At 65.6% G+C, this 11,788-nt stretch carries 9 protein-coding genes; 5 read left to right on the top strand and 4 right to left on the bottom strand.

All coding sequences use genetic code 11. The features are described 5' to 3' along the window. Positions 1-56: 56 nt before the first annotated feature. From FM113_RS14025 to FM113_RS14035, 3 genes are all read right to left on the bottom strand, one after another. A complete protein-coding gene (locus tag FM113_RS14025; RefSeq protein WP_254909026.1) occupies positions 57-1,667 on the bottom strand; it encodes a thiamine pyrophosphate-binding protein in 1,611 nt (536 codons plus the stop codon). 66 nt (positions 1,668-1,733) lie between these two features. Beyond that, on the bottom strand, positions 1,734-2,540 hold the full coding sequence (locus FM113_RS14030; RefSeq protein WP_087015448.1) for an alpha/beta fold hydrolase: 807 nt from the start codon (positions 2,538-2,540) through the stop codon (positions 1,734-1,736). Between the two features lie 107 nt (positions 2,541-2,647). After that, positions 2,648-4,003, bottom strand: a complete 1,356-nt coding sequence (locus tag FM113_RS14035; protein ID WP_087015449.1) for an MFS transporter — start codon at positions 4,001-4,003, stop codon at positions 2,648-2,650. Between the two features lie 216 nt (positions 4,004-4,219). Between FM113_RS14035 and FM113_RS14040 the strand changes: the two genes are divergently transcribed. Next, positions 4,220-5,158 (top strand): Lrp/AsnC family transcriptional regulator, encoded by a 939-nt coding sequence (locus FM113_RS14040; RefSeq protein ID WP_176387241.1) that lies wholly within the window; start codon positions 4,220-4,222, stop codon positions 5,156-5,158. Positions 5,159-5,389: 231 nt separating this feature from the next. Here FM113_RS14040 and FM113_RS14045 read toward each other — a convergent pair whose 3' ends face one another. Then, positions 5,390-6,070 carry a TetR/AcrR family transcriptional regulator gene (locus FM113_RS14045; protein ID WP_176387242.1) on the bottom strand — a complete coding sequence of 227 codons (681 nt, stop codon included), beginning with the start codon at positions 6,068-6,070 and terminating at the stop codon, positions 5,390-5,392. 41 nt (positions 6,071-6,111) lie between these two features. Between FM113_RS14045 and FM113_RS14050 the strand changes: the two genes are divergently transcribed. The 4 genes from FM113_RS14050 (at position 6,112) to FM113_RS14065 (ending at position 11,761) form a co-directional block, all read left to right on the top strand. Beyond that, positions 6,112-9,714: an ABC transporter ATP-binding protein gene (locus FM113_RS14050; RefSeq protein WP_087015452.1), complete on the top strand. Its 3,603-nt coding sequence runs from the start codon at positions 6,112-6,114 to the stop codon at positions 9,712-9,714. A gap of 249 nt (positions 9,715-9,963) precedes the next feature. Then, positions 9,964-10,605: an HNH endonuclease family protein gene (locus tag FM113_RS14055; protein WP_176387243.1), complete on the top strand. Its 642-nt coding sequence runs from the start codon at positions 9,964-9,966 to the stop codon at positions 10,603-10,605. Between the two features lie 38 nt (positions 10,606-10,643). After that, positions 10,644-11,201 carry a hypothetical protein gene (locus tag FM113_RS14060; protein WP_087015454.1) on the top strand — a complete coding sequence of 186 codons (558 nt, stop codon included), beginning with the start codon at positions 10,644-10,646 and terminating at the stop codon, positions 11,199-11,201. After that, entirely contained in the window at positions 11,198-11,761 is a 564-nt protein-coding gene (locus FM113_RS14065; protein WP_087015455.1) for a dihydrofolate reductase family protein, read from the top strand. Before FM113_RS14060 ends, FM113_RS14065 begins: the two co-directional genes overlap by 4 nt. Positions 11,762-11,788 lie beyond the last annotated feature (27 nt).

Below are 11,788 nucleotides of genomic sequence, written 5' to 3' on the forward strand. Positions count from 1 at the left end.
GAGGTTCTCGTGATTTCAACCAGGCTCGCCGCTACCAACGTCCTGGCCGGGTACAGCTAGGCCGCTGGAATGAGATCCTGTCGTACGTGGATGAGCTGGAGTCCACCCGCAGCTTCTGCGCCGGAGACCGCGTCGGCGAGATCAGCGAGTGAAGCGAGTGACGTGCCCGCACCGCCGAATGCCCGCGCGAGTGCGGGCCAGTCGGGCTGCGCGAGGTCCACACCGATTGGCGCAATACCTACGGCCGCCTCATTGTCTTTGATCTCGAGGTAGCCACCATTATCGACGACGATCACCGTGAGATCCAGGCCCTGCTCCACCACAGTCATGAGCTCTTGTACGGAGAACATGAGTGCACCATCGCCGAGAACCACGAACACGGGCCGATCGGGTGCCGCGATCTTGGAACCGAGTGCGGCGGGCACGCCGTATCCGAGGGTGGCGTAGGTGGCCATGTACGGGGTCGAGCCGGAGGCGCTCGCTCGATAGCTGTTGAGGAATCCTCGGTACGCCACCGTCGATGAATCCAAAGCCACGATCGCATCTCGCGGGAGCGCGGCGGCGATCGCCTCCCCCAGGAGGGTATTGACCCGGTCCGCGTCGAAGGATTCTTCGCGAGCTTGGGCGCGCAGGACGGGAACGTCGGCGAAGCAGTCTCGCGGTGCGCCCGGGAGCAGCGTCACGAGATCGGCGAGTACCGCGGGCGCGTCTCCGATCAGACCCACCGTTGCTGGTTGATTCTTGTGGAGTTGCGTCGCCAGGCGATCGACGCGGACCACTCTGCCGTGTGCGTCCAGTGCATCCACCCACAGCTCCGCGTCTCCGAGCTTTGACCCCACAACGAGGAGGACGTCGGCGTGCTGGGCGACGTCTCGGATCGCCGCGAACCGCAGTCCCGCCCCGAGCGAGAGTGGGTGGTGCTCGTCCACTACCCCCTTGCCGTTGCTCGTGGTGATGAGTGGAGCGCCGAGGCGCTCTGCGAGGGCGCGTACGTGTTCGGCGGCACCGCGCGACCCGCCACCGGCGAGGATCACCGGCCGGGCCGCGTCGCGTAGCAGTTCCGCGGCGCGTCGGAGTTCGTCCGCGCTGGGATGTGCCGGGAACGGGAACTCCTTGGGTGCGAGGAGCCGTTCGTCGATGGAGATTTCCGCTTCGAGGACATCAATGGGGATCTCGATCGCGACGGGGCGGGGTCGTCCTGTGGCGAAGAGCTCGAAGGCATCGTGTACCGCCTGCACCGCGTCCGCAGCGGTCTCGGGACGTCGCGCCCAGGCGGTGACCGCGCGGGCGGCCCCAAGCTGATCCTGGGTTTCGTGCAGCGTACCGCGATCGGTGAATTCCGCGCCGCGCGGGGCCCCGGGCGAGAGGATAATCATCGGTCGTGATTCTGCGAATGCCGTCGCGGCCGCGGACAGCGCGTTGAGGAGACCCGGACCGCTCGTGGTGATGACGACGCCGGGGAGTCCCGTCTGCGTCGCCCAGCCGTCGGCACCGTATCCGGCACCCTGCTCGTGCCGGGCGGTCACCGCGTGGATGCCAAGTTCCTCGAGTGGGCGGTAGAACTCGATGTTATGCGTGCCGGGAATGCCGAACACGGTGGTCACACCATAGCTGCGGAGGGTCCGCAAGAGGTGTCGGCCCGTGGTCTCCTTCGGAAGTGTCTGCACTCTGGTTTCCTTTCGTTGTGTCTGAGGACGGGCCCTGGGAATGGGGCCCGCCAGGGGAGGGGGCGACTAGCTCACGCGCCGCAGGAGGGCTGCGAGTGCCGCCGAAAACGCGGGGGCTTCCTCCGCGTGCGGGCTGTGCGCCGAGTCCTCGAAGACCACGAGCTCGGCGTTGGGCAGCCCCTCGTGGAGCACGGCAGTCCCGGAGAAGCGCTGCTTTTCGTCGTGTCGACCGTGCAGGATCAGCGCGGGCTGGGAGATGCGGGGGAGCGCGACACGGTGGTCGAGCTCCATCATGTCCTCGTCATAGCGATCGAGCACATAGAGCGGCCACTCTAATTGCTGCTGGATCGTCGCAGTGCGTACGTCGGCGCTGACCGGGGTGTGGAAGAGATACGTGTCGGTCATTGCTGCCAAGAGGTCCGGATAGGCACCTCCTGCCCCGGACGACGAGCCGTTGATGAACTCGAGCGACATACCGCCCGCGACGCCGTCGCGCTCGCCGCAGTACCAGGGGCCCGAACTGGCGACGCCGAGTCCAGCGACCCATTCCGGGTGCTGCTGGGCGGCGAGGATCGCGATGTGCCCGCCCATGCCGTGCCCCACGACCACCGCCGGTGCGCCGATCACCTCGGAGATGAGGGTGACGACGTCGCTGACGACGTTCGCCGCCGTGTAGCCGGTGCGCGGCCGGTCTGATTGCCCCGTTCCGCGCCAGTCAAAAGTGACCGTCCGGAATTCGAGCGCCAACTCGGCGACCTGTGCGTCCCACATGGCGTGTGTGGCATTCCCGGAGCTGACGAAGACGACTGGTGTTCCGCCGCCGAAGTCCTCAAAGTAGATGTTGGTGCCGTCAGACATGGAGTACATGGGCATGTGAGTGTCCTTTGTGATGATGGTGTGGGTGGCCAGCGCGGGTGTGCGCCGGGCACGTGAGTGGGTCGGTATGTCCGTGGGGGCCAACGGGTCAGCAAGCCAATAGGTCAGTGGATCACTGGGGGTGTGGGCCGGAGCTCGGCGGTCGCTTGGGTGTGCGGTGTCGACGGGGCCGACTCGGGGTCGACGTGCTGCGGGGCGAGTGCCAACGCCACCGCATTGATGATCGCCATGCCCGCGGCGAGGATGATGACGCTCCAGACAGTGCCGGTGGTCGACAGCAGCCAGACCGCAGCGATGGGAGGCAAAGCACCCCAGACCGCGGCACCGATGCCGTGGGCGAGGGACATGGAGGTGTATCGGGCTTGCGGGCGGTACATCTGGGCCATCACGGTGGCCAGGGGTGCCCAGGTCGCACTCATGGTGACGCGGATCAGGGAAACGAACACGTACATAAGCGTGAGCTGGCCACCCCCGATCACGAGCAACAGCGGAACCATCGTAAGGAGGGACCCCAGAACGCCGAGGGCCATCATTCTTTTGCCACCCCAGCGGTCGCCGAGGTACGCCAGCGGGAGCGTGACTGCAAACTCGATGAACGACGCAATTGTCATGGCGAGGAGCACCTGCTGCGCGGCAATCCCGACCTCTGGGCTTGTTGCGTAGTTTTGGATGAAGGTTGTCGCCAGGTAGTAGAAACCGAGCGGGATCGGCAGCACAAAGATCCCCAGCAGGATGGGCCACCAGTTGTGCTTGAGCGCGAACGCGAGCGGAAAGCTGTTTTCCTGTCCCTGCACGGTCTCAGCGAAGACCGGTGTTTCCTCGACGCGATTGCGCACCCAGAATCCGACCGCGATGAGAAGCGCGCTAGCCAGGAACGGGATCCGCCAACCCCACTCGAGCATGAAGGCGTCGCCGCCCAGCGAGATCAGGAAGAATGCTCCGCTCGCCAGGAGCGCCCCGGCAGGATTGCCGAGCTGTGTGAACCCTCCGAAGAAGACGCGCAAGCGGGGCGGTGCGGACTCGACGCTCATGAGGGCGGCACCACCCCATTCACCTCCGACCGCAATGCCCTGGATGGCGCGCAGCACCATAAGTAGCACCGGGGCCGCGGTTCCGATTGCGGCGTGGCTGGGTAAGAGGCCGACGCCAACCGTCGCCAAGCCCATGAGGATGAGGGTGAATACGAGTGCGGGGCGGCGGCCGATCCGGTCACCGATGTGGCCAAAGATGATGCCGCCGAGCGGTCGGACTGCGAACGCGATTGCGCTCGCGAAGAACGCGGCAATAGTGCCCAAGGCTCGATCTTGCTCGGGGAAGAACACGCTGGGGAATACCAGCGCAGCCGCGGTGGCGTAGATGTAAAAGTCGTACCACTCGATCGAGGTCCCGACGAAGGCGCCGAGACCCGCGCGGACCGCGCGCCGGTGTGCGGTGCTGAGTGGGGGTTTATGGATGGTCATGCTGCAGCTCCTTTGCTCCGTTAGCGAGAGACCTTACGGAGCCTGGAAGCGTTCCACAAACGAGAAAAACGGAACCTGCGTATAGTTTCCGTGGTTATGGTGACTGTCATGCACCTATCGGTGACGTAATGTGTATGTATATCGGAATCCTCATAAATATGTATGATTAGCGATCAAACAAAAATGTCGGCGATTGGGTCGCGGGAAGGGGTGTGTGTGGAGAGCACGGAGGTTGAGGCGGCGATGGTTCGACTGCTCCAGAGCGACGGCAGGATGAGCGTGAAGGAGCTCGCTACCCAGCTGGGCATGCCGCGTGCCGCGGCATCGCGCACGCTGCGCGAGATGCTGGAGTCGGGGGCAGTTCGGGTGGGGGCCGCAATCGATCCTCGAGTGGCTGGATACCGCTTCTTCCTGCACGCGCTCGTGGCAGTCGATGGCCCGGTTGAGGCCGTCGCGCGGTCACTGCGCGATCTTCCGGACACCGTGTTCGTCGCCTCACTTGCGGGCAGCCACGGACTTGCGTTCGAGGCCCGGTGCGTGAGTGAAGCAGCAAAAGCGGCCACGCTCGCGCGGGTTCGGGAAATCCCGGCGGTGCGCCGTATTCGCACGACCTCGTATACGGAGATCCTGAAGGGGCCTTTCGCGGCTGCCGTGGCGGGGCCCGAGGTGATACTCGATGCGATTGATCACGCCCTGATTGCCGCGCTGGAGGTGGATGGGCGTGCCACCTATGAGGCGCTTGCGCAGGCCGCGGAGACCAGCGTTTCTACGGCTCGGGAGCGTGTCTCCCGGTTGCTGCGAGCGAGGGTGATTCGAATCTCGGCGGTGGAACGCAGAGGTGTGCGGAACACGCAGCTGGGCATGGGCGTCGGGATCACGGGGAATGACCAGCATGGGAAGCTTGCCAGCTATGCCCGTAACTCGCGATACATCGAGTTCGCGGTGGCGGCCTACGGGCAGTTTGACTTCATTGTCACCGTCGTCGCGCCGACGCCGGCCGAGCTGCACGGAGTGCTTGAGGATCTGCGTCGCCTGGTGCCCGACGGTGAGGTGGATGCCTGGATGCAGCTCAGCATGGTGAAGGAGAGTTACGCGAGTGCGCCGCGGTCGGCGATGCGGCTCGGGGTTGCGGGATCCGGGGCGGACGTGGCGTGAGGCGACGAAGCCGCCACAGCGCGCCGTCCGCGATCGTCGCCGTGACCGGCTCACCCAGCGCAGCCTCCGGGAACTCAGCGATGGTGATGAACGAAGCCAGCACTGCAAGCGCACCGCGAAGATGTTCCCGCCGCTGTGCCCCAGGAGCGCGTCGGGCATGATGTCAGTGCGGTACGGTCCCCGGGTGAATGCCGCGGCTGTGCAGGGGGCGACGAATGATCGGGCAGCGCGCTATGTTGAGTGTGTAGTATCCCGTAGCGTCGAGATCCAGGCCGTGATCATCGCGATGGTGCCCTCATAGGTGGCGTCGGCGCCCACATCGGATCCCGCGCGCTGCACGGCGAGTGTGTGGGGGTACTGATCCGCGGTGAGGGTCTGGCTTGCTGCGGCACCCGCGGGGCGATCGGCTGCCGCGCCGATCCGCTGGAACCAGGCGTCGATCTCCGCGTAACCGGCCAGAGTGGTGGTGAGTACCGTCCAGGTGCCACCCACCTCCGAATCCGGGATACCGATTCTGCGTAAGAACCCGAAGCAGCGTTCGTTTGCGTCGAGCATGGTGGGATGGGCCACCATTGGTGCGCCCGACGCGAGTCGGACGAGCTCGGGGAACTGTCGGTACCAGGCGCGGTACGCGTCGCAGAGCGTCCGCACCCCGGCTTGCCAGGCGAGATCGTCAAGCGGAGGCAGAGCGAACTGGCTCTGCGCCACGTATCCCGCTGCGGCGATCGCATCGTCTTTGCCCGAAACGTAGTTGTATAGTGCGCGGGGGCTGACCCCAAGGTGTTCGGCGATCCGGCGCGTGGAGAGCCCGTTTGCTCCGACCTCGGCGACGGTGTCCAGGACGGCCCGACCAATTGCTTCTCGGGTCAGCACGGCTCGACCCTGCCAGGTTTCTGGACGCTTCCTCTTCACAGGTGTTGACTTTAGCAGAAACTGCATTGACACTGGGTGCCATGCGAGCCATCGACACTGAGGTTGCCCCGCACGACTCACGAAGCTCGATTCGCGACTTTTTCGCGGAACAACGCTGGTCGATCACGGCCGCCGCGGGCTGCGCCGTGATTGCGACGGCCGCGAGCCTAGTGCCGGTGGTGGTGGTGTTTGCCGTGGCGACGGAGCTGTTCGTCGGGGGCACCCCGGATCCCCGGCGCATCGTCGGCTACGCGCTCGCGGGGCTGGGTGGGGTCCTGCTGCGGGCCGCCTGCAGCGCCGCCGCAAACCATCTCGGTCACCACGCTGCATATGCGATCCTGCGTGAACTCAGGCTTGCGTTAATGCGAAAGCTCGACCGAATCCCGCTCGCTCGGGTGCGGGCACGCACCCAGGGTGAGCTGAAGAAAACGTTCTCGGACGATGTTGAGAAACTGGAGGAGGGCCTCTCACACGGGGTGCCCGACATCCTCTCGGCGGCAACCGTGCCGCTCGTCACCGTCGGGCTGCTCATTGCCGTGGACTGGCCGCTTGGGCTGTTGACCTTGGCCACGCTGCCCGTGGTGTTCCTCATTCTTGCATTCGGGATCCGGGCAGAGCGCTCGAACCAACACGCAGAGGCTGATGCCACGCTTCAGCTCAACTCCGCCATGCTGAGCTATCTCCGTGGAATGCGCGTAGTGCGGGGATTTGTCGGGATGCGTGCGGGCGCGACGGACGTCCTCACTGCGATCGAGCAATCGCGCCGCGCCGCGGAACTCCCGGTCGCGCGCGGCCGGTGGCCCGTCTCTTGCGCGATCGCGGCACTTTCCCTTCCGATCGTGATTCTCGTGCCTGCGTCGACGATGCGGTATCTCTCGGGCGACATCACGCTTCCGGTGCTAGTGCTCTTTGTGCTCATCGGGATGAACGTTAATTTGCCCTTCTACAGACTCGTTGGCTCGATCGCGGCTCTGCACTGGTCGGTGTCCCTGGCGCAGATCGGCATCCGGGAGATCCTCGCGGAGCCAGAAATGGATATCGCGAGGAGTCCGCTGCATCCGAGCTCATTCACGGTGGAGTTCGAGGGTGTCGGCCTCTCCTACGGCGATCGCGTTGTGCTGAGCGGGGTCTCGTGCACACTGCCCGAGGGGCGCTTGACTGCAATCGTTGGCCCCACGGGGGCGGGGAAATCTACGATGGCTCGACTGCTTGCCCGATTTGAGGATCCCCAAGACGGGGCTGTCAGGATCGGGGGCGTGGACGTGCGGGACATGGAGCCGGGGGAGCTCATGCGCACTGTGGTTTTCGTGCAGCAGGACGACTACATCTTCGACGATTCCGTGACCGAGAACATTCGCTTGGGGCGGCCGGACGCGACGGATGCAGAGGTCCGCGCCGCGGCGGAGCGCGCGAGCGTGACCGAGTTCGTTGCGACGCTCGCCGATGGCTGGTCCACCCGCCTCGGTCCAGGAGGCGCGCTGCTCTCCGGCGGCCAACGTCAACGAATCTCCGTGGCTCGTGCGTTTCTCGCCGACGCACCCATTGTGGTGTTCGACGAGGCGACCGCGTATCTGGATGCTGATTCTGAAGCGGCGATGAACGCGGCCATGCGCGAACTGTCCCGGGATCGCACCGTCGTGATCGTGGCCCACCGGCTCGCTTCAGTTGCGGGGGCTGATCAGATCCTCGTGGTCGACGCCGCGAGGTTGGGTGGGGCAGGAACACACGGTGAGTTGCTGCGGGAGAATGGGCTGTACGCGCGGATGTGGGCGGCGTACGGGGACACGGCAGGGTGGCACCTCGAAGTTGCAGACACGGCCCGCCGGGTACTGCCGGAGGCTCAGCCCGCGGCTGAGCCTCCGGTTCCGGATCCCGCGGAGGCCACGGTCGCGTTGGGTGAGACGGAGGCGCGGCTTCCCAGGGACATTGCGGGCCGGGGCTTTCTGCGTCAATGGCGTCTGCTGTTGGGCGTGCGCGGGTGGGGCGTACTGCTGCGCGCGGGACTCGGACGAATGGTGTGGGAGGGGGTGCTCCGAGCCGTCCCGATCTGGGTGGTGTCTATCACCCTCACGCAGGCCATCTCCGGGATGCTCACGGTCGCCTGGTCCGTGTGGGCCGGTGCACTGCTGTTGCTCGCGCTCGCACTGCGCTCTGGGGCGCTCGCCGCCGTGCACCGGGTGAACTGGAGCAACGCTGCGCGATCGATCGCGGAACTACAATCGCTCATCGTGACCCGCATCCTTCGCGTGCCCCTGGGTTTTTTCTCGAAGTTCGACGCAGGGAGGGTCACGACGCTTGTTGCAGACGATGTGCGGCGTCTCGATTTTCAGAACACCCCGGGGATGCTTGTGGGTGTGGTCATTCAGCCACTGGTGGCTTCGACCGTGCTGTTTGCGCTCGACTGGCGGCTGGCATTGGCCGCGCTGGCCGGGGTGCCGCTGTTTGCCGCGTGCATGGCGTGGGGAGATCGGCGATTCCGGCGCTCGGCGGCCGTGTTGAGCGAGGCGCGGGAAGAAGCGGCCTCGGCGCTGCTTGAGCACGTCCAAGGTGCAGCGGTGCTCCGCGCATACCCGGATGCCCCGCAGGCGAGGCGCGTTACCCACGCGGTTGAAAGTTTTTGGGCTGCGAGTGTGGCAGCATCGGTCCGGGCTGCCCCCGCGCTCACCGCGGGGGCAGCGGCATTGGAGCTGGGCTTCGTGGTGCTCATTCTCCTGGGTGCCGCCCTGTTCGCGGCGGGGTCGGTACCTGCGGCGACGCTGCTCCTATTTCTCGTAATCTCCCTCGTGCTGTACGCCCCGCTGCAGGAACTCGGGGAGCTCGCGGGCTATCGCCGTTCACAGCAGCAGATCGTACAGCGTATTGCCGAGGTCTGGACCGCGCCGGTTCTGAGTGAGCCACGTGACCCCATCGCGCCCCGTGGGGCAGGGGTCGTCTTCGACAGGGTGGAGTTCAACTACGAGCAACGTCAGACGCTGCGCGATGTGAGCTTTGTTGCCCCCGAGGGGGAGATCACCGCACTCGTGGGGGCCTCAGGGTCAGGCAAAAGCACAATCACGCACCTGGTCGCCCGATTCTGGGACGCTGCCGAGGGAAGCGTGCGGATCGGTGGAGTCGACGTCCGCCAGCTTGGCGCAGATGCGCTCCTGCGCAGTGTGACCGCGGTGTACCAAGACGTGTTCCTCTTCGACGGCACAGTGCGATCAAACGTACTGATTGGGGCACCCGAAGCGAGCGAGGATGAATTGGGCACGGCGCTGCGGGCGGCACAGTGCGATTTCGTGTTTGATCTTCCCGCGGGGCTGGACACGGAACTTCGGGAGAATGGGGCCATTCTCTCGGGTGGTCAGCGCCAGCGAATCTCGATCGCGCGAGCGCTGTTGAAGAACTCACCGGTGCTGCTGCTCGACGAAGCCGTGGCGTCCGTCGACGCGGTGACCGAGGCACGAATTCAGGCCGCACTGAGTTCTTTGGCTCGGGGGCGGACGGTGCTCGTTGTCACGCATCGGCTGAGCACAGTGCAGGGAGTCTCGCACATTGTCGTAATGGATGAGGGGCGTGTCGATGGCATCGGTACGCACGATGAGCTGCTGCAAGTGAGCCCTGCGTACCGAAAGCTCTGGCGCGCCCAACATCGCTCCCGGTAACGGTGGGGTGGCCGCACGTCTGAGAGACTGTGGGAGGCGTGCCCGGGGAACGTGAGGCGCGTTGCGGAGAGGGAATCGGTGCGTGTTCGAAGGAAGCGTTCCCGTCCGCGAGGACGGGGCGGTGTGTTGCTCGGTTGGGGCACGGTGCTGGGATGTGTGGTCATTGCGGGCGCCGTACTCACCGGTGCAGTGCTTGGTGCCGATCCGAATAGTGCGGGGCCGCCGGATCACGCGAGTCCGCAACCTACTTTGCACGCATCTATTAACGATCCAGCACCGAGTGCTGCCGACACCGCGGCCTCAAATACCGGTGTTTCGAGCAATGCGGTGCGTGATCAACTCGCGGGGCTCCGCAGTGTCAGTGGGGTGAGCGCCGCGCCCTATGACCGAGCCCGCTTTGGCCAGGCCTGGTTCGACGCGGACCGGAACGGCTGCGATACCCGAAATGATGTCTTGCGACGGGATCTCGTCGACGTTGAGCTGAAGCCCGGGACGCGGGGGTGCAAGGTACTCGCGGGTCGCCTCGATGACTGGTACAGCGGGACCACCCTCGATTTTGTGGCTGGGCAGCAGACCTCCGAGCGCGTGCAGATCGACCATGTCGTGCCGCTGTCGTGGGCCTGGAAACACGGCGCTGCGCAGTGGGAATCGGATGCGTTGCGAGCGTTCGCGAACGATCCGGCAAATCTCGTTGCGACGTCCGGGCAACAGAACCGGCAGAAGAGCGACTCAGGCCCCGCCGACTGGATGCCCGCGGATGCCACGGCGCACTGCGCGTACGTGGAGCGGTTCACGGGAGTGCTCGTCGCGTACGAGTTGGGAATCACTGAGCGGGAGCGGGCCGCGATTGACCGGGTGCTCGCTCGCGCTCACTGTGGGGAACAGGGGTAGCTGGCTCACGCATTAGTAAATGTGTGTACACTAACTGCATGGCCAGACCACAACGCGCGAGCGATGAAGAGATCGTCGCCCGAATCGCGCACCACCTCGGTACCCGCGAGTGGCCCGCATCGTCGTGGAGCCTTGCCGAAGTGGCGCCCGCTGCGGAGTTGAGCCCGGCCGGACTCGTCAAGCGCTTCGGATCCCGCACTGGTCTGCTGCGCGCGCTCGGGGAGCACTGGGTTGGGGCGATCCCGAGAGAGCCGCAACTTCCCGACAGGCCGCTTGAAGAACTCCGGCGATTTGCACGCGACGGGTTCGCGGCGCCATCAGGGGCCGCGGCGATCGCCGGCCTCACTGATCTGCTTGCGGACCTCGCTGACGACTCGACGCGTGCGGTGCTCCGCGAAGGGGTGGAACGCCAGCTGCACTACGTCGCACGACTCGTGGAGCACCTCGCACTTCCGCGAACCGGAGACCCGGTGCGGGCCGCGGCCCTGCTGCTGGACGCCCTGCACGGCGGACTCGTGCGACGCGCAACCGAGGCGGGCGAGGGTTCCCCAACACCTGACAACACAATCGACGCTTTTTTGGAGTGGTGGACATGACACGTGATCGAAGCTGGACCGGACGCGCGTTCTTGGGGATGAGCTTGGACGGCTTCATCGCCGGGCCGGGCGGGGATCTCACGTTCCTCGAATCCGAGCCCGGGAAGGGGCGGCACACGGCGACGGGTACCGAACACCCCGCACTCGTGTGGGAGACCTTCTTCCCGCAGATCGACACGCTACTCATGGGGCGGGCTACCTATGAGAAAGTGCTGACTTTCGGGGACTGGCCGTTCCCTGGACTGCGGGTCTTTGTTCTCAGTGGGAGCCTTCCGGATGATCAGCCGAACGCGCGAGTGGTGCGGTCGCTGGCGGAGGCGCAAGACGCGCTCGCCGCAGCCGGCGCGTCGCAGGTGTACGTCGACGGTGGACGCACGGTGCAGGCGTTCCTCGCTGAAGGATGGCTTGACGAGCTCACGGTCTCGATCCTGCCGATCGTGATCGGTGAGGGGATTCCGCTTTTCGGTCCGGGGGCTCGCGCAGAACTCGCCGTGCGCGGCGCGCACGTGACCGAAGACGGGCTGACGCGGGTCACGTATGACGTGCTGAGCTCGGAGTAGTTCGAGGGTTCCCCGGACTTTTTCAGG

Source organism: Leucobacter sp. 7(1), assembly GCF_900163635.1.
Classification (GTDB): Bacteria; Actinomycetota; Actinomycetes; order Actinomycetales; family Microbacteriaceae; genus Leucobacter.

Bases quoted from the DNA above. Each gene is read 5' to 3' on its own strand.
- FM113_RS14030 (WP_087015448.1), bottom strand. From the start codon at position 2,540: ATGCCCATGTACTCCATGTCTGACGGCACCAACATCTACTTTGAGGAC.
- FM113_RS14035 (WP_087015449.1), bottom strand. From the start codon at position 4,003: ATGACCATCCATAAACCCCCACTCAGCACCGCACACCGGCGCGCGGTC.
- FM113_RS14050 (WP_087015452.1), top strand. From the start codon at position 6,112: ATGCGAGCCATCGACACTGAGGTTGCCCCGCACGACTCACGAAGCTCG.
- FM113_RS14060 (WP_087015454.1), top strand. From the start codon at position 10,644: ATGGCCAGACCACAACGCGCGAGCGATGAAGAGATCGTCGCCCGAATC.
- FM113_RS14065 (WP_087015455.1), top strand. From the start codon at position 11,198: ATGACACGTGATCGAAGCTGGACCGGACGCGCGTTCTTGGGGATGAGC.